Source organism: Aeromonas sp. ZOR0002, from assembly GCF_963866995.1.
GTDB lineage: Bacteria > Pseudomonadota > Gammaproteobacteria > Enterobacterales > Aeromonadaceae > Aeromonas > Aeromonas caviae.
Genome location: NZ_CAWMFQ010000397.1, coordinates 1 through 17,266 on the forward strand (window position 1 = coordinate 1; position 17,266 = coordinate 17,266).

General features: G+C 57.4%; 16 protein-coding genes and 2 pseudogenes. 16 read left to right on the plus strand and 2 right to left on the minus strand.

Annotated features, from left to right (window positions below; translation table 11 throughout):
- Window positions 1-98: 98 nt before the first annotated feature.
- Window positions 99-2,291 (minus strand): hypothetical protein, encoded by a 2,193-nt coding sequence (locus AACR77_RS22400; protein ID WP_139739336.1) that lies wholly within the window; start codon window positions 2,289-2,291, stop codon window positions 99-101.
- Between the two features lie 1,494 nt (window positions 2,292-3,785).
- A complete protein-coding gene (locus AACR77_RS22405; protein ID WP_080697938.1) occupies window positions 3,786-4,013 on the minus strand; it encodes a helix-turn-helix domain-containing protein in 228 nt (75 codons plus the stop codon).
- Window positions 4,014-4,123: 110 nt separating this feature from the next.
- Between AACR77_RS22405 and AACR77_RS22410 the strand changes: the two genes are divergently transcribed.
- The 16 genes and pseudogenes from AACR77_RS22410 to AACR77_RS22480 form a co-directional block, all read left to right on the plus strand.
- Window positions 4,124-4,363, plus strand: coding sequence for a hypothetical protein (locus AACR77_RS22410; RefSeq protein ID WP_042878959.1), 240 nt, complete (start codon window positions 4,124-4,126; stop codon window positions 4,361-4,363).
- A gap of 69 nt (window positions 4,364-4,432) precedes the next feature.
- Window positions 4,433-4,560, plus strand: a pseudogene (locus AACR77_RS23220) (IS630 family transposase); the annotation flags it as partial.
- 33 nt (window positions 4,561-4,593) lie between these two features.
- The gene (locus AACR77_RS22415) at window positions 4,594-4,896 is read left to right on the plus strand and encodes a hypothetical protein (RefSeq protein ID WP_042878961.1); all 303 of its coding nucleotides are present in this window, start codon (window positions 4,594-4,596) and stop codon (window positions 4,894-4,896) included.
- Between the two features lie 940 nt (window positions 4,897-5,836).
- A complete protein-coding gene (locus tag AACR77_RS22420; protein ID WP_042878963.1) occupies window positions 5,837-6,928 on the plus strand; it encodes an HD domain-containing phosphohydrolase in 1,092 nt (363 codons plus the stop codon).
- A 384-nt stretch (window positions 6,929-7,312) separates the two neighbouring features.
- A complete protein-coding gene (locus AACR77_RS22425) occupies window positions 7,313-7,681 on the plus strand; it encodes an ArsR/SmtB family transcription factor (protein ID WP_042878965.1) in 369 nt (122 codons plus the stop codon).
- Between the two features lie 88 nt (window positions 7,682-7,769).
- Entirely contained in the window at window positions 7,770-8,834 is a 1,065-nt protein-coding gene (gene arsB / locus AACR77_RS22430) for an ACR3 family arsenite efflux transporter (protein ID WP_042878966.1), read from the plus strand.
- A 37-nt stretch (window positions 8,835-8,871) separates the two neighbouring features.
- Window positions 8,872-9,297, plus strand: a complete 426-nt coding sequence (gene arsC / locus AACR77_RS22435) for a glutaredoxin-dependent arsenate reductase (RefSeq protein ID WP_089503660.1) — start codon at window positions 8,872-8,874, stop codon at window positions 9,295-9,297.
- A gap of 103 nt (window positions 9,298-9,400) precedes the next feature.
- Window positions 9,401-10,177, plus strand: a complete 777-nt coding sequence (befA, locus tag AACR77_RS22440; RefSeq protein ID WP_041212621.1) for a beta cell expansion factor BefA — start codon at window positions 9,401-9,403, stop codon at window positions 10,175-10,177.
- A gap of 139 nt (window positions 10,178-10,316) precedes the next feature.
- Window positions 10,317-10,703 (plus strand): hypothetical protein, encoded by a 387-nt coding sequence (locus AACR77_RS22445; protein WP_042878968.1) that lies wholly within the window; start codon window positions 10,317-10,319, stop codon window positions 10,701-10,703.
- 129 nt (window positions 10,704-10,832) lie between these two features.
- A complete protein-coding gene (gene fliE, locus AACR77_RS22450; protein WP_029314161.1) occupies window positions 10,833-11,150 on the plus strand; it encodes a flagellar hook-basal body complex protein FliE in 318 nt (105 codons plus the stop codon).
- Window positions 11,151-11,205: 55 nt separating this feature from the next.
- On the plus strand, window positions 11,206-12,906 hold the full coding sequence (gene fliF, locus AACR77_RS22455; RefSeq protein WP_041212623.1) for a flagellar basal-body MS-ring/collar protein FliF: 1,701 nt from the start codon (window positions 11,206-11,208) through the stop codon (window positions 12,904-12,906).
- Window positions 12,899-13,960 carry a flagellar motor switch protein FliG gene (gene fliG / locus AACR77_RS22460; protein ID WP_010673917.1) on the plus strand — a complete coding sequence of 354 codons (1,062 nt, stop codon included), beginning with the start codon at window positions 12,899-12,901 and terminating at the stop codon, window positions 13,958-13,960. The genes fliF and fliG overlap by 8 nt, the downstream gene beginning before the upstream one ends.
- A 70-nt stretch (window positions 13,961-14,030) precedes the next feature.
- Entirely contained in the window at window positions 14,031-14,834 is an 804-nt protein-coding gene (gene fliH / locus AACR77_RS22465; protein WP_042878970.1) for a flagellar assembly protein FliH, read from the plus strand.
- A 74-nt stretch (window positions 14,835-14,908) separates the two neighbouring features.
- Window positions 14,909-16,240, plus strand: coding sequence for a flagellar protein export ATPase FliI (gene fliI / locus AACR77_RS22470; RefSeq protein WP_029314163.1), 1,332 nt, complete (start codon window positions 14,909-14,911; stop codon window positions 16,238-16,240).
- Window positions 16,241-16,256: 16 nt separating this feature from the next.
- On the plus strand, window positions 16,257-16,697 hold the full coding sequence (gene fliJ, locus AACR77_RS22475; protein ID WP_039039911.1) for a flagellar export protein FliJ: 441 nt from the start codon (window positions 16,257-16,259) through the stop codon (window positions 16,695-16,697).
- Window positions 16,698-16,784: 87 nt separating this feature from the next.
- A pseudogene (locus tag AACR77_RS22480) lies at window positions 16,785-17,266 on the plus strand (hypothetical protein); the annotation flags it as partial.

Genomic DNA, 17,266 nt, shown 5'->3' on the forward strand with positions numbered 1-17,266 from the left:
ACCAAAGGAAGGGCGCACGAAAGTAGCGTAAACAAGACACCGATTTTAGGTCGGTGTCAGGTGATAACTAGAACTGTATAAATATTCTCTACTGCTTATTATAACGTAAATGAGAAGTTCAGCGTTTCATTGTCAGATACTCTGCGCATCGCTTTAGCTCTATCCTTATCACCGTAGGTCTTAATTATTTGCTCCACGTCATCATTGAGCTTCGCTGCTGCACCAATAAAATCACCAGGATGTTCCTCGAGATGCGTTTCTGCAACAAGGTGTCTTAACGCATGAATGTTGATACCATGTTGTTTATCATGAGGCATCGTCATCAGATAGGCCTGATATGTCAGTGATATGAAATTATCTGACAGTTTTGATGATATTTCTATATATTTACTTCTTATTTTAAGGTTTTCCTCGTTGTTTACTTGGCTTTGTCGAATGCTACGCCAAGGGAAAAAGATATCAATATCGTCAATTGACTGAACGCCCGCAAAGGTCATGAGATCAAACTCAATATAACTGCGCCTTATGTTCAAATACTCTTTGATCAGCGGGGTAAGCTGTTCTGGTAACTCAACATCAACATCCACGCTATTTTTTGCATTTGCGTTTTTAAGATATCTGTACTTTGTGTTATCGTCACTAACCATCGATGTACCAAAACATGGGATATATAGTTGGAATCGGTTACGCTGACGATGATATGTTATACTTGCATAGTTTTTGTTCTGTGATGTCGCATTAGGGTAAAATTTCAATTCAGTCCAGTTTGCGCTGCGTGGAGATTGATAAAAACTGATTGTTTGTATCAGTCCTGCTCTAAAATACTGCAACGCACGGCCAATCTGAGATGCTGCACTTTTTCTATGCGCCAGCTCTAGTTTTTTATCGTCTGTGTTATTCGAAAGTAAATTTTTTTGCTCAGCATTGGTCTTGTATACTTTTGCTTTATCGAATAACCACTGGCTGGCCCTATAAACCGCATTTCGGCGATCTGACGCAGGTATGTTGAGTAAGAATTGAATGTTCAGTTTCCCTTTCTTGCCCGCTTGGCCGCGACTGTTGATGCCTTTCTCTGCCATCTTAAACCAATTAGGATATTCCTCGATAATAAAATCTAGGTCTTTAAAAAACTCCTCGATTGTTCTGTTACCACGATCGGCACAAAACCTTAGGTAGCCCTTCGAATCCGACCCTCGTTTTACAAAATTTAGCACTCTAGAGAATTGGCTTGTACCCGTTTGCAGTCCTTCCGAATATTCAGCCATAGCCTGCATAATCTCAGGTATTGTCAAGTGATAACTGCTAACAGACATGTAATCAATAGCTAATTCAGTATGACAAAAATGTTGAAATGAAAGTAGCTGACTTTTAAATGCGATAGCAGAGCCGCATTCGCCCTTCGCGTTGATTGTCCATTCATTGTTTCTTCTGTTTTTTTCATTGACTTTTGCTCGTATCTCATAGCGTCGATCTGACCTAAGCTCGTCAGAAACATTTATTATATCTGGTTGTTTTTTGTTTATTTTATATTCACAATACTCATCATAAACCTTCTGTAGATTTGGGTTCAGCGATGAGCTAATGAATGTGCTGCGATTGATAGCGGACCGATCAAGATCTGACGAGGTTTTCCCTCTGCGTTGATGATCAACTTTCCTATGAATCTTATCTAGCAGTAAGTTTTTGGGCAAACTCAAAAATCTTTCAATGAAATTAATGCGAACATCAGGCACTCGCTCGGCAGGGTGTGATGTACCCATCATATAATCGCGCAAAACTTTTGTCGCGCTGCCAATTGCTTGTGGGCTACTTTTCAGAATCGGCCAGGCCTCTGGGCAGTTAGATAATGATGCGTTGATAATTTCACGTGCTACTTCTCTGTATGTAACGAAATTTTTCTTAATATAATTCTGCGTCTTAGGGGTGACCTCATCGAGCCAGAGACGCTCACCATATTTCCTCTGTACTGCTGCTGCCAGAGCCTCACAAAAAGTCATTCGACTGAAATCTATGTTGTTTATCTCAGCGTAGAACTCTGCCAACCGACGCACTCGTGTCAGTGGGCTTCGCGTGTCAGTCTTGCCCTGACGTTCCAGTGTCATTCTTAGCTTTTCTATTGTTTCACTGAGATTTTCTGACAGTGCCTGTTCCAGCTCATCCTCGGACAGCACAATTGATGTTTTCAGTAACATGTTGAGTGCTGTCTGATGGTGTCTATAACGCGAGCTTTCAGTCCTGTCGCTACTCTCGATGCCCTGAATGATCCGTTCTCTCAAATGCCTAATACTCATAATTGCCACTCCATAAAAATACAACAATCAGCCTTTTTGTTCATTATAGTGCTGGAAATCACAATGGCCACACCAAAACGAAAATCATCATAAATCGGCGTTTGACTTATTTAAAAATACTTATATATCAATGTCTTTTTTCTTTTGGAGCGAGTTTCTATGAGGGGGTTCATGATTTTAAAAATTGGCAATACTGCAAAGATTGATTAGGTTACAATCAGCATTAAACATTAAGTTGCGTGATTTACAACAATGATAAATAACTATTTAAAATCAGATGATTAGTGAGTTTTATTGATTTTTAAATCGGAAAAACCGAAGTGGTCCTTCCGTAATTTGTTGTAATTATGGTGTGGGGGATGTAGTTGAAAGGACATTTTGTTGTAAAAGTAAAAGAATAATAAAAACATATAGTTAGATAAACAAGTGTCAACAAATCATATGGTTATAAGTTGTTGATTTGCATGTTTCTTTCTATTTTTACAACAAAATCTCTTGGATTATAGAGAATCACAACACCTGCTTGCCAGAACCCTCTTTATACCAAGCAAAAAGTGGGCTGTCTGCCTGCGTTGTAAATTGTACAACTAAGATGTACTGCACAATGTCTTCTACCTATATTGTGTCTGGCGCGAAAATATGTGACCTAGGAAGCAAAAGTAGTCCACCACCGTTACGCTCTGCGTCGCAGTCCAATCTATTTCAGCCTGGGTGGTGATGGCAGGGTCGCTCCTCATGGTTATTCGCCACTGCACTGGTGGCGGAGTAGAAATGAGAGCTACGGGTTTGTGCATATGATCAAAATGTCTGTTTATGAATTTTAAGAAATGTTAGCCACCCCAGATTGGCAGCACACTCTGAGTTGGTTAACTACGAGTCAGAATACATTTACTGATAATGTGGATATGGCGTGGGATGGCAGATTGGGTGATGCTGTACGACGTGGTGCTGCGACTTATACCGGCCGAGCTAAAATATTTTCAGTGCTTGATACACTGGGCATTACCTGTGCTGTCGAGTTCGAGTACATCAATCTCGGCATCAGCGATTTTTTCAGAATATCTCCCAGGCACAGGGTTGTTGTTTTCAACGGTTTTGTTGTAGTCACAACGAGGGGATTGAGATACCTGCTGGTTTCCTAATCGCCTGTCTGGACGATGCGTTTGTGAGTTGTGACACCGACGATTTCCTAAACAGGCTCTCTCTTCCCTACAGGCCTCATGAGAGGACTGCCTGGTATCATCGCTACTCTGTGAGGGTCGACGGAGCACCGGATGTAGCGTTTGTGGGCAAACTTCTGGCCGAATGCGACGCATCTCCCTAATGCGTCCGATGACAACGAGTATGGTTTCGCCTGGCACTGGCTGGAGCTGACACTGTACCAAACCAGCTCAGGGCGGTTTGCATGCAGTGATAAGGTGAGGTGTTTGGCGTGTTCGAGTTTATTGCAAATCCAGGGCGGGCCATTGGGTAAGAGCAACAGCCATGCTATGGCTATGGCAGCAATGATGCAGGCGAGACCCCAAGGGCTTTTGCGATCAAATAAACTTTTTCAAGGGTTACCCTAGTCTCCCCACGTTCGATTTTTCCCATATGACCACGGTCTATACCAGCAATTAGCGCTAGTTTTTCCTGTTGCATACCTCGTGCAGACCGCAGTTCTCGTACATTTTTACCGAATGCAGTTGCGAGCATCGTCAGCTCAAACTCGTCAGAATCCATGTTATCTCCTCACAAGAGGAGCTATGTTCTACGTTATACGGCGCACTGTACACGGCCATCAGTACACTTGTATAATGACACGGCATATAAGCATCATTTGAGGGTGGATAATGTCCAATCAACAGATCATCCTGAGCCAGGATCAAAAAAGTGGCACAGTGACATTAATTTTTCACAATGCGGATTTCCTAGCCGCAGTAGGAGATTCGCTGAGAGTGGATTCACTCTTACATGTCACTATCAATCAATCCATATATGATGAATTTGTTAAGAGTGTGATGGGTTCGTTTGTTGCTGAGTTTATGGATTTTAAGAAAAATTGGCCGATACCTCAGGAGCTAAGGAAGTGAACAAGTCTCTGATATGAGATGTTTACACTCATATGGAGCTGTATCTTAGAGGGCCATCATTAGTCATGCCTGGTATTCCAGCCAGTCTACAGCCCTTGGGTGAATCACATAGAGCGGCAGTGGCACAAGTTAGAGAGACCATCACGCGCAATCATCAATGCAGAGAAGTGGTCAACCTGCGGACTCGATGCAGTTGATTCGCAGATGTTGCATGAATGGAGTAACAAAAGATGAAAATCATGACCAAAAAAGAGGTCGAGGTAATCAGCGATATTCGCTGTGATGTTTGTGAAGAGAGTTGCCAAACAGAGGGGGCTGTTAGCAATATCGAGTTTGGCACATTGAGTGCCCACTGGGGTTATGGAACTCAGCACGATGGCGAAAGTTACGAGGTTCACCTGTGCGAGAGTTGCTTTTTTCAGGCCATAGCAAATCTGAAAGAGCAGCGGCGAGGTGCACTGATGTTTTCAGAGAAAGGCTATGAACCAGTTGCTGATTTTGGATTGATTAACCGGCACCTTGAACTTATCTGAATAGATTCGATATTGGTCTTTGTGTGCAGTAGAAGCGTGAACAAATCTGGGGGCGTTGAGCCACCCAGCATGCTCATCCCCAAAATATGTACTTTAACGTGGTAAACAACACGATTGCGCCCTCCAAAAAGAGGCTGTGTTTGAGACAAGTTGCGTCAGCCCTGATGTCTGCCAACGGAAGATCACCGCTCTTCGCTCATCGTGGTTTGCCACAGCGGCGGGCGCATTTGTCGCTGGACCTAGTAAAGTAATGCCAACACTGCCTCAGCTTGTTTTGGATTATAACTGGCGTCAATCAGCGTTTTAATCCCCCTATGAGTCTCCATGGGGGCGGGCTTCATTAAGCACCTCTTCAATGTCGGTCAACCCAACATAACATCCTAGCCTAGGCGTTAAGCCAGGATTCCATGCTCGATGCGGCTGATGCGGTCGAGCAGAGCTTGAGCGTGTTCGGGGTATCCTGATGGTTGATCGGACGAACACCTCCTAGGTAACGGGAGACATGACCCTGTGTGAAGCGACATATCAGTACTACAACTTTCAGCACCAGCACAGTGATGGGATACCGCCAGCACAAGCCTGACTGACTGTATTATCTATGGATTGGTCTTGTGCTTTTAGGACAACCCAAGGAGACGAATCCTACTTTGGGGGCCTGTTTTGTGTTGGACATCGCTCAATCACTCTTAGGTGGCTCTTATTCAAGGGCGCGGATTTTACCGGAATGGCTAACCAAAAACTATACAGCCGACACGTCGGAAGCGAACAATCTCTTTGTCCGGGGACGCGGGGTGGGGCGGGCGTGACATGACCACGGGCAGGGAGGGGGCCGTCGCCAGTGCGGGCGGGATCACGATCCCTGTGCGCCGTCACCATTTGGCAGGAGGGGCAAAACGGGTGTCACTATACTCCCAACAGGCCTATCAGAAGGATGTGCGGGATGGAGAGTTCATTTGGTGAGAAAGTGCAGAACGTGCACGCCACCCTCAGGCAGCGGTTTGACAAGTTGAGCCGGGTGGCGATCGCCATCTACGACCCGCAGACGGACCAGCTCAAGACCTTTGCCCACAGCACGGACGGGGGCTCGCCGCTGTTGCAGTACGAGGTCAGGCTGAGCGAGGTGCCTTCCCTGCGCTACCTGGCCGAGCACCAGCAGCCCAGGGTGCTCGATACCCTGGATTCCCTGCTGGGCTCCCCCTCCGAGCACAGCCGCAAAGTGCTGGCGGCCGGGTACGCGTCGAGCTATACCGAGCCGCTGCTGCTCAACAGTCGCTTGTTCGGCTTTCTGTTTTGCGATGCCAAAGAGCCCGGTTACTTCGATGGCGCCATTTGCGGTGAGCTGGCGGCCTATGCCCAGATCCTGGCGGCCATCATCGCGGTGGAGTTCTTCTCCATCCAGACCCTGAACGGGGCCCTGACCACGGTGCGGGAGTTCAGCCGCTACCGGGACGAGGAGACCGCCAATCACCTGCACCGCATGTCGGCCTATTCGCGGCTCATCGCCCGGGAGGTGGCGGCCCATTACCCCTTGAGTGACGAGGAGGTGGAGTTCATTCACCTCTTCTCCGAGCTGCATGATATCGGCAAGATTGCGGTGCCCGACGCCATCCTGCTCAAGCCGGGCAAGCTCACGGCCGAGGAGTACGGGGTGATGAAGACCCACCCCTTCAAGGGGCGGGAGATGATCGCCCTGATGATCCGCGAGTTCGGCCTGGACGGCATCCATCACACCGACATGCTGAAGAACATCATCGCCTACCACCACGAGCGTTTCGACGGTCAGGGCTACCCGGAAGGACTGGCGGGGGAGGCGATCCCCCTGGAAGCCCGCATCGTCGCGGTGGCGGATGTGTTTGACGCCCTCACCAGCGAGCGTCCCTACAAGCAGGCCTGGCCCCTCGAAACGGCCTTTGAATACCTCAAGACCCATGCCAGCAGCCAGTTCGACCCTGTCTGCGTCGCGGCGGCGCTGCAAAGCCGGGAGGCGTTTTGTGCCATCCATCGGCAATATCGGGATCCCGTGATCACCTGATTGCGCCCCTCTCTCCTCCCCGGCTTCTCCCGGATTCCCCTGGGCCCCGTCATCTGATGGCGGGGCCCTGGGGCCCTCTCTCGTTTCATCGCCTTTTGGTGCATCCGGCGCCGGGGGTTGTTCTGCGGCATTGCGGCGGGGCAGGGCGCCGCGGTGAGCGGGGCGGACAACGGGAGGATTGTCCGGGGTACGGTCATAAGAGTGCCTTATAAAGAGAGGCCAGATATTAGCCATATGACTGGCATGAGGCCGCTGGCGGGCACAACATGGCCGGGGCGGCGCCTCTGGCGGCCCGTCCCGTCGCGATGCCGGCTCGGTGGGGGTGTTATGATCATTTCAATAATTCTTGTATAGTTGAAATGAAGCATCCAAGGGGGGAGACCCATGAACAAAGAGATGGCCACCAAGGTCTTTGAATCGCTGGCTTCCGGCATCCGGCTCGAGGTGTGGCGGCTGCTGGTCAAGGCCGGGCTGGAGGGGCGGGTCGCGGGGGAGCTGGCCGGCGAGCTCGACATCGCTCCCAATACCCTCTCGTTTCACCTCAAGGGGATGCTCAACGCCGGGTTGCTGTCGGTGGAGCAGGAGGGGCGTTTTCTGCGCTATCGCGCCAACATCCCCCTGATGCTGGGGGTGATCGCCTACCTCACCGAGGAGTGTTGCGCTGGTCATCCCGAGGCGTGCGGCCTGCTGCCCGCCGGGCCCGGCAGCGCTTCCCGCGTCGAGGGGTCGTCGCCCTGCTGCGGCGAGTCGTAACAGGCCATGCCGGGCTGTCGATGCCCATGCGCCGTGTCATTCATCTATCCAACCTGGGGTGCGAGCGTGGATCGCACCGGGAGTCATCATGTCTGCAAGCTGTGAGGCCAAGGCAGCCCCTGCCATCGGCTTTTTTGAACGTTATCTGACCGCCTGGGTCGCCCTCTGCATCCTGGTGGGCATTGGTCTGGGGCAGGGGTTGCCGAGTCTCTTCAAGGCCATCGGCGCCATGGAGGTGGCCAGGGTCAACCTGCCGGTGGGGCTGCTTATCTGGGTGATGATCATCCCCATGCTGCTCAAGATCGACTTTGGCGCCCTGCACCAGGTGAAGGGGCACCTCAAGGGAATCGGGGTCACCCTCTTCATCAACTGGCTGGTCAAGCCCTTCTCCATGGCCTTCCTCGGCTGGCTCTTCATCCGCGTGCTGTTTGCCGACTGGCTGCCGGCGGATCAGCTGGACAGCTACGTGGCGGGCCTCATCCTGCTGGCGGCAGCCCCCTGCACCGCCATGGTGTTTGTCTGGAGTCGCCTCACCAACGGCGATCCCTACTTCACCCTGTCACAGGTGGCGGTGAACGACCTTATCATGGTGTTTGCCTTTGCCCCGCTGGTGGCGCTGCTGCTCGGGGTCTCCAGCATAGTCGTGCCCTGGGATACCCTGCTCACCTCGGTGGTGCTCTACATCGTCATCCCCGTCATCCTCGCCCAGCTGCTGCGCAAGGCCTTGCTGAGAAAGGGGCAGGCCCATTTTGACGGCGTCATGACCCGCATCCAGCCCTGGTCGGTGGCGGCCCTGCTGCTCACCCTGGTGCTGCTGTTCGCCTTCCAGGGCAACGCCATCATGGAGCAGCCGCTGGTCATCGCCCTCCTGGCGGTGCCCATCCTGATCCAGGTGCTGTTCAACTCCGGGCTCGCCTACTGGCTCAACCGCAAGGTGGGGGAGAAGCACTCGGTGGCCTGCCCTTCCGCTCTGATCGGGGCCTCCAACTTCTTCGAGCTGGCGGTGGCCGCCGCCATCAGCCTGTTCGGCTTTCATTCCGGCGCGGCGCTCGCCACCGTGGTCGGGGTGCTCATCGAGGTGCCGGTCATGCTGCTGGTGGTGCGCGTGGTCAACGCCAGCAAACCCTGGTACGAGGCGGGGCTGAGCCGCTAACCCATTTCTATTCACTTGAGTCATGAGAGACAGGCAAATGAGTGCAATCACCCTCTATCACAACCCGGAGTGCGGCACCTCCCGCAACACCCTCGCGCTGATTCGCAACAGCGGTGTGGAGCCCACCATCATTCACTATCTGGAGACGCCCCCCTCCCGCGACGAGCTGGTGGCCCTGATCGCCGCCATGGGGATGCCGGTGCGCGATCTGCTGCGCAAGAACGTGCCCCCCTACGAGGCGCTGGGGCTGGCAGAAGATCGCTTCAGCGATGACGAACTGATCGATGCCATGCTGGCCCACCCCATCCTCATCAACCGGCCCATCGTGGTCACCCCCCTCGGCACCCGGCTGTGCCGCCCGTCGGAGGTGGTGCTCGATATCCTGCCCGACCCGCAGCAAGGGGCGTTTGCCAAGGAGGATGGCGAGCAGGTGGTGGACGGTCAGGGCAAACGGCTTCGTTGAGCCCCTGCGCGTCAGCGTCTGACCCGCGCCGGGGGGATGCCCTTAACGGGCAGGCGCCAGATCTGCTACTGTGACCTTCGACTCATCACAGAGGGTGGAAACAATGAAGATTCGATTCCTGGTGATAGCCACGGCACTGGCGCTGGCCTCGACCCCCGGTCTGGCCGACTGGGCAAAGCTGAAGGAGGCCGCCTCCGAACTCGGTACCGCGGTGAGCGATACCAGCAAGGAGGCGTGGAAGGGGATCACCGATTTTTCCAAGGAGACCTGGGAGTCGGTGTCCAGCTGGGGGGCCGAGGCCTACAACAAGGCGGGGGCCTGGACGGCAGAGAGCGCGGCCACCGGCAAGGAGTGGCTGACCGCCGCCGACAAGAAGCTCGACACCATGCTCGAGCCCAAGACCCCGGAGGAGGCGAGAACCGCCCTCGATACCATGGCCGATACCGCCCTGGTGCGGCTATTCAACGAGCAGCCCTCGGCCAAGTTGCTGTTTGACAAGGCTTATGGCTATGCGGTGTTCGACTCGCGCAAGTTCTCCCTGATGATCCACACCAATCAGGGGGCCGGGGTGGCCGTCAATCGCACCAGTGGCAAGCACACCTACATGAAGATGTTCGGTGCCGGTCTCGCGGCCGGGATCGGCGGCAAGTTCTACCAGCAGGTGATCCTGTTCGAAGACAAGGCGAGGTTCGATGCCTTCGTCAGCAAGGGGTGGGAAGCCACCTCCGAGGTGGGCGCCGTGGCGGGCAAGGAGAGCGCCGAGCTCACCGCCAAATACAATGGCGGCATGGCCATCTACCAGATTGGCGAGAAGGGGCTGTTGCTTGACGCCAACATCTCGGGCTCCAAGTACTGGCTGGATGATGACCTGAACAAGTGATCCCTGCCGATCTGACTCGTTTTTTCTTGGAGGAGATCGAGGTGCACTCTGTTTAATTGTCGGGACTTGCAGTAAAAAGAGGGCCTTGGGCCCTCTTTTTCATGGGGGCCGCACAGAGTCCGGCGACCAGGAGAGCAAGATGACCCATGAGGCCGAGCAGGATCGGATGGCTGCCCACCGCCGGGAGTGGGACAAGCAGAGCATCTATCTGCGCCTGCAGGAGGGGATCCCGGCCGCGTTCTGGGTCTGGGGGGATCTGGTAGCACCGCTCGAGCCCTGCCTGACACAGAGTGATCAGGGGACATCCTTCGGTTGGGGGGAGGCCGACGAGGCCTGCCTAGCGCTTTCCCATGCCATCATCGCCAGGCTGGTGAGCGTGGGGCTGGTGGCCCCCGAGCAGGCGGGGGAGAAGGCCCGCTACCTGCGCGACGAGGTGCTGGCCAAGCTGCCTGCAGGCGAGCACTACGATCTGCACCTGAGTTACCTGCGGCTGCTGCTGGGCGATCCCCCCGGATCTGCAACCTGATCCCCGGATGGCCGGTGCCCGCCGGCCTGATCGCGCCCCTCTTTTATCCCTGATCTCGAGATCTCGCTCTGGTTGGCACCTTTATTGCTTCAAGCCAGTCAGTGTCAATGATTTGTCTGGGAAGGGAAGATGGAAATTAGCGCAAGCAGCCTGATGCAAGAGATGCAGGCCCTCAAGGTGGAAGCCGGTGCCACGCCGTTGACCCAGCCCGGTCGTCCGGTCAGCTCGGATTTCGGCCAGATGCTGCAACAGGCCCTGGACAACGTCAACGAGTTGCAGGGCACCGCCAACGATCTGCGTACCCGCTTCGATCTCGGCGACAAGTCGGTGGATCTCTCCCAGGTGATGATCGCCGGCCAGAAATCCTCCATCGCCTTCGAGGCGACGGTGCAGGTGCGCAACAAGATGGTCGATGCCTACAAGACCATCATGAACATGCCGGTGTAACTCGGGCCCATGGCGACCGAGCATCATGAAGATGTCAGCAACAAGGACATAAACCGTGGCAACTGATCAAAACGGCGATCTGCTGATCAACAACGAGGGGGCGGCCGCCCTCGACGAGCACGAGCAGAAGAGCTCGGCGCTAGGCTTCCTGTCCAACACCGATGTGTTGCGCCAGATCACCCTGATCCTGGGGCTGACCATCTGTCTGGCCATCGCCGTCTTCATCCTCTTGTGGGGCAAGGAGCCGGAGATGCGTCCCCTCGGCACCTTCACCACCCAGGAGCTGGTCTCCACCCTGGATTACCTGGATCAGCAGAAGATCCCCTATCAGGTGGACGGCAAGAGCGTGCTGGTCAGTGCTGAAAACTATGCGGACATCCGGTTGCGCCTGACCCGCGCCGGTCTGGCCAACAACAGCGACGCCAGCAACGACGGCGAAGCCATCCTGCTCAAGGACTCCAGCTTCGGCGTCAGCCAGCGCATGGAGAGCGAGCGCCTGAAACTGAGCCGCGAGCGTCAGCTGGCGAGCGCCATCGAGCAGTTCCAGAACGTCGCCAAGGCCCAGGTGCTGCTGGCCATCCCGAAAGACAACGTGTTTGCCCGCAACGAACGCAAGCCCAGCGCCACCGTGGTTCTGAGCCTCAAGGGCAACGCCCTGGGCCAGGGTGAGGTGGACTCCATCGTCGACATGGTCGCCTCCGCCGTTCACGGTCTGGAGCCGACCCGCGTCACCGTGACCGACCAGAACGGTCGCCTGCTCAACTCCGGCTCCCAGGATCCCCTCTCTGCCCAGACCCGCAAGGAGTTTGCGATGCAGCAGAAGCAGGAGCTCGAATACAAACAAAAAATTGACGCCATCCTGATCCCGGTGCTGGGGGCCGACAACTATACGGCGGAGGTGGATCTCTCCCTCGACTTCTCCCAGCAGGAGCAGACCCGCAAGACCTACAACCCGGACCTGCCGGCGGTGCGCTCCGAAATGACCATGGAAGAGAACAGCGCCAGCGGCAGCAACGGCGGGGTACCCGGTGCCCTCTCCAACCAGCCGCCCGCTGCGTCCAACATTCCCGAGCAGGCAGCCGGCGGGGAAGGAACCGCCTCTTCCGGCCGTTCCCGCAAGGAAGCGACCCGCAACTTCGAACTGGACACCACTGTCAGCCACATCCGGCGCCAGCAGGGCGGCATTCGCCGCATGACGGTGTCGGTGGCGGTGGATTACAAGGCCATCCCCGGCGCCGACGGTGCCGTGACCCGGGAAGCCCGCAGTCAGGCCGAACTCGATACCCTGCGCCGTCTGCTGAGCGGCGGTCTGGGCTTTGACGTGACCCGGGGGGATACCCTGGAGGTGGTCGCCATTCCGTTCAACCGCCCGGAACTCGAGACCGTTGCCGACATTCCCCTCTACGAGCAGCCCTGGTTCTGGCGCGCAGTGCGCATCGCCGCCTCCGTGCTGGTCATCATAGTGCTCATCGTCACCGTGGTGCGGCCCATGCTCAAGCGCCTGCTCTACCCGGACGCCAAGCCGGAAGGGGAGCTGGACTTCGACAACCACACCGTGCTGGGTGGCGACGACGAACTGAGCCTGCTGGCCGCCCAGGCCGAGGCCGAACCGGTATTCGGTCTGCGGGATGGTCAGCTCAAGCTGCCTGACCTGCACCGTGACGAGGATCTGCTCAAGGCCGTGCGCGCCCTGGTAGCGAACGAACCTGACCTGGCCGCCCAGGTCATCAAAGAATGGGTAACCAAAGATGCCTGAAGAGAATAAAAGCCAGGTCACCGGCAACGACATCACCGAAAGCCAGCGTCTGATCCTGGATCAGATGGGGGGCATGGAGATGGCGGCGGTGCTGATGCTGAGCCTCAACGAGGAGGATGCGGCCCAGATCTTCCGCCACCTCGAGCCCAAGCAGGTGCAGCGGCTCGGCATGTCCATGGCCTCCATGTCGGATTTCAGCCACGATCGGGTGGCGGCGGTGCATCGTCAATTTATCGACGACATCCAGAAGTACACCAACATCGGCATCGGCAGTGAAGACTTCGTGCGCAAGGCCCTGGTGGCGGCGCTCGGGGAGGACAAGGCCAGCAACCTGGTGGATCAGATCATCCTGGGATCAGGTGCCCGTGGCCTCGACTCCCTCAAGTGGATGGATGCCCGTCAGGTGGCCAGCATCATCCAGAACGAGCACCCGCAGATCCAGACCATCGTCCTCTCCTATCTGGAGCCGGAACAGTCCGCCGAGATCCTGAGCCAGTTCCCGGAGCAGGTGCGCCTGGATCTGGTGATGCGCATCGCCAACCTCGAAGAGGTGCAACCGGCGGCGCTGCAGGAGCTCAACGACATCATGGAGAAACAGTTCGCCGGTGCAGCCGGTGCCCAGGCGGCCAAGATGGGCGGCCTGAAGGCTGCGGCCAACATCATGAACTACCTGGACACCAACATCGAAGGGCAGCTGATGGACTCCATCCGCGAGTCGGACGAGGAGATGAGCCAGCAGATCCAGGATCTGATGTTCGTGTTCGAAAACCTCATCGACGTGGACGATCGGGGCATCCAGACCCTGTTGCGGGAAGTGCCCGGGGATCTGCTGCAACGGGCCCTCAAGGGGTCGGACGACCAGATGCGGGAAAAAGTATTCAAGAACATGTCCAAGCGGGCCGCCGAGATGCTGGCGGACGACCTCGAGGCCATGGGGCCGATCCGGGTCTCCGAGGTGGAGGCCGCCCAGAAGGAGATCCTCTCTACGGCGCGCCGCCTGGCGGATGCGGGCGAGATCATGCTGGGGGCGGGTGGTGGCGAAGAGTTCCTCTAAGCCATGGGCCATGGAATGTGCGATGATGTCGGCCCCTGTACCCGGCCCTCGATAGGAGTCTCTTCGGCACATGAATGACAAGAACAGCAAACTGCGCGGCTATCTGAGACCCGAGTCCGACACGGCGCAGATTGAGACCTGGGGCTGGCCAGAGATGGAGACCGAAGCCGAGGTCGAGACCAATGCCCTGGGGCTGGCTCCTGACTGGTATCGTCAGGAGCAGGCCGATGCGGCCCTGCCGGAAGAACAACCCGAAGAGCCCGCCCCCAGCATCACCGCCGAAGAGGTGGAGGCGATTCGTCAGGCCGCCTGGGAAGAGGGGATGCGCGATGGGCGCGAGGCCGGTTTTGCCAAGGGGCTGGAAGAGGGCAAGCTCGAAGGCTTGCAGCAGGGCCACCAGGCCGGGCTGGAGCAGGGCAGGGAAGAGGGACTCGCCATGGGGCGGGAGCAGGTGGAGCTGGAGATAGCCCGCTGGCAAGCCCTGGTCTCACGCCTGGCCACTCCCCTTGGCGAGATGGACGAGGCGGTGGAGCAGCAGCTCATCGCCTTGGTGCAACAGCTCGCCCGCGCCCTCATCCGCCATGAGGCGCAAACCTCCCCCACGCTGCTGCTGGAGGCCCTCAAGCAGGGGTTGGCCCTGCTCCCTGCCGCCGAGCAGGGGGTCACCCTGATGCTGCATCCGGAGGATGTGACCCGGGTAGAGGCCGCCTTTGGCGCCGAGGAGTGCGCCAGGCGCCACTGGCGGCTGCAAAGCGAGCCCACCTTCTCCCCCGGCGATCTGCAACTGGCCACCGAGCTTTCCAGCATCGATCTCACCCTCTCCGGGCGCATCGATCAACTGCTGCGCAACTTCCTGCGTGACAACGCGAGCTGAGCCATGGCCCGGTTCGAACCCGTCGTGCAGCGCCCTGCTGACGGCATCATCAGGCACTCATCGTCGGAGGCGACATGACGGCACCCCTTCTTGATCGGCTGAAAGGCTACCGGGTTCGCGAGCAGGCCCCCATACCACCGGTGGCAGGCAAGCTCACCCGGGTGGTGGGGTTGACCCTGGAAGCCATCGGCTGCCGCGCCGCCATCGGCTCCCTGTGCCGCATCGATACCCAGGATGGGGCCCTGGAGGCCGAGGTGGTGGGGTTTGCCGGGGATCGCCTGTTCTTGATGCCGAGCGAGCAGCTCAAGGGGGTCATTCCCGGCGCCCGGGTGGTGCCCGTCACCGAAGATCACGGCATTCCGGTGGGCATGAGTCTGCTTGGCCGGGTCATCGATGGCATCGGCCAGCCCCTGGACGGGCTCGGCCCCATCCTCTCGTCCCAGACGGTGCAGTTCGCTCAGCACCGCATCAATCCCCTGGCCCGTCGCCCCATCCATCAACCCATGGACGTGGGGGTACGGGCCATCAATGCCGTGCTCACCGTGGGCCGGGGTCAGCGTATGGGGCTGTTCGCCGGCTCCGGTGTCGGCAAATCCGTGCTGCTTGGCATGATGACCCGGGGCTCGGTGGCGGATGTCGTCGTGGTGGGCCTCATCGGCGAGCGGGGCCGGGAGGTGAAGGAGTTCATCGAGGAGATCCTCGGCGCCGAGGGGCGCGAGCGCGCCGTGGTGGTGGCCGCCCCTGCCGATGCCTCGCCGCTGATGCGCCTCAAGGGGTGCGAGACGGCGCTCGCCATCGCCGAGTATTTCCGCGAGCAGGGGCTCAACGTGCTGCTGCTGATGGACTCCCTCACCCGCTACGCCCAGGCACAGCGGGAAATTGCACTGGCGGTGGGGGAGCCGCCGGCCACCAAGGGCTATCCCCCCTCGGTGTTTGCCAAATTGCCGGCGCTGGTGGAGCGGGCCGGCAACGGCAGTGACGGCCAGGGCTCCATCACCGCCTTTTTCACCGTGCTGACGGAGGGGGACGATCTGCAGGATCCCATCGCCGACGCGGCCCGGGCCATCCTCGATGGCCACATCGTGCTGGCGCGGGAGCTGGCGGATGCGGGCCACTATCCGGCCATCGACATCGAAAAATCCATCAGCCGGGTCATGCCCATGGTGACCTCACCGGAGCACATGGAGCTGGCGCGCACCTTCAAGCAGTTCTACTCCCTCTACCAGCAGAACCGGGATCTCATCACCATCGGCGCCTACAGCCAGGGATCGGATCCGCGCATCGACCGGGCCATCATCCAGAAACCCTATCTGGATCAGTTCTTGCAGCAGAAAATGCGCGAGGTCATTCACTACGATGAAGGCCTGCAATCCCTGCAACTGGTGGCCATGCCCCTGATGCGTTGACCGGTGGAGAGCCCTTATGAGTAAAGGATTGACGTTGCTGGCGAGTCGGCTGGAGGAGGCCGAACAGCAGGCCGCCATGGCGCTGGCCAAGGCCCAGCAGGATCTCAAGCTGTTCATGGATCAGCAAAACGCCCTCAACCAGTACCGCCAGATCTACCACCAGCAGTGGACGGAGCGCGGTCTGCAGGGGATCAGCCCCCAGCAGAACAGCCAGTATCACGCCTTCATCAACAAGCTCGAAAACGCGGCGACCCAGCAGTACCAAGGGGTGTTGCAAGTGCGCGAGGCGCTGGCCGAGTGCCGCACCCAGTGGCTCGAAGCCCAGCAGCGGCGCAAGGCGGTCGAGCTGCTGCTGGAGAAGAAGGCGGACAAGGTGCGCCAGAAGGCCCAGCGCCAGGAGCAGAAGATGCTGGATGACTACGCCATCCTGCGTCGTTATCACCAATCTGGCCTGTAATTTGCTTTCTTCCAGTCATGCGAGGCCGATGGGCCAAGCCATGACCGCACGTGCGGCCGTCACCGAATCGTCGTCAGGGATCCCAGCATGATACAGACCCCCTTGATTAGCACTCTCCCCCAGGCGCCTTCTGCCGATGGCAGCGCCACCCTGCTGGCTCCCACCGTCGGGGGCGAAGGGGGCGTGCAGCCGTCAGGCGAGGGCAAGGCCGCCTTCTCGCAAGCCATGGCCATGGCCCAGCTGATGGGCAAGGCGCCAGCCAGCCAGGGCAATCCACCACTCCAGGGGCCCGCCGAGGGCGCCCGGGAGGGGCTTGCCCCGGCTGCCAAATCTTTGGCGTCTGACGAGCCCGCCACCGAGTCCGCGTCTTCCTCGAAGGGGGCGGACGACGAGGGGGAGCTGCCTCCCGACGACTTCCTGCAACAGTTGCAAGCCTCCCTGCGCCAGGATGTGAGCCTGGTGGTGCCCCCGACATCGCCCGCCCTGGCCGGTGAGGCAGCGGCGCCTGTGGACGGCAACCCCTTGCCGCCTGGCGCCGCTGCGGCTGGGATGGCAGAGGGGGTGGGAAT

Excerpts from the sequence above, each read along its gene's own strand:
- AACR77_RS22405 (WP_080697938.1), bottom strand. The coding sequence starts at position 4,013 with ATGGATTCTGACGAGTTTGAGCTGACGATGCTCGCAACTGCATTCGGT.
- fliI (WP_029314163.1), top strand. The coding sequence starts at position 14,909 with ATGACGGCACCCCTTCTTGATCGGCTGAAAGGCTACCGGGTTCGCGAG.
- fliH (WP_042878970.1), top strand. The coding sequence starts at position 14,031 with ATGAATGACAAGAACAGCAAACTGCGCGGCTATCTGAGACCCGAGTCC.
- AACR77_RS22410 (WP_042878959.1), top strand. The coding sequence starts at position 4,124 with ATGTCCAATCAACAGATCATCCTGAGCCAGGATCAAAAAAGTGGCACA.
- AACR77_RS22415 (WP_042878961.1), top strand. The coding sequence starts at position 4,594 with ATGAAAATCATGACCAAAAAAGAGGTCGAGGTAATCAGCGATATTCGC.
- fliG (WP_010673917.1), top strand. The coding sequence starts at position 12,899 with ATGCCTGAAGAGAATAAAAGCCAGGTCACCGGCAACGACATCACCGAA.
- fliJ (WP_039039911.1), top strand. The coding sequence starts at position 16,257 with ATGAGTAAAGGATTGACGTTGCTGGCGAGTCGGCTGGAGGAGGCCGAA.
- AACR77_RS22425 (WP_042878965.1), top strand. The coding sequence starts at position 7,313 with ATGAACAAAGAGATGGCCACCAAGGTCTTTGAATCGCTGGCTTCCGGC.
- befA (WP_041212621.1), top strand. The coding sequence starts at position 9,401 with ATGAAGATTCGATTCCTGGTGATAGCCACGGCACTGGCGCTGGCCTCG.
- AACR77_RS22420 (WP_042878963.1), top strand. The coding sequence starts at position 5,837 with ATGGAGAGTTCATTTGGTGAGAAAGTGCAGAACGTGCACGCCACCCTC.
- AACR77_RS22445 (WP_042878968.1), top strand. The coding sequence starts at position 10,317 with ATGACCCATGAGGCCGAGCAGGATCGGATGGCTGCCCACCGCCGGGAG.
- arsB (WP_042878966.1), top strand. The coding sequence starts at position 7,770 with ATGTCTGCAAGCTGTGAGGCCAAGGCAGCCCCTGCCATCGGCTTTTTT.
- arsC (WP_089503660.1), top strand. The coding sequence starts at position 8,872 with ATGAGTGCAATCACCCTCTATCACAACCCGGAGTGCGGCACCTCCCGC.
- AACR77_RS22400 (WP_139739336.1), bottom strand. The coding sequence starts at position 2,291 with ATGAGTATTAGGCATTTGAGAGAACGGATCATTCAGGGCATCGAGAGT.
- fliE (WP_029314161.1), top strand. The coding sequence starts at position 10,833 with ATGGAAATTAGCGCAAGCAGCCTGATGCAAGAGATGCAGGCCCTCAAG.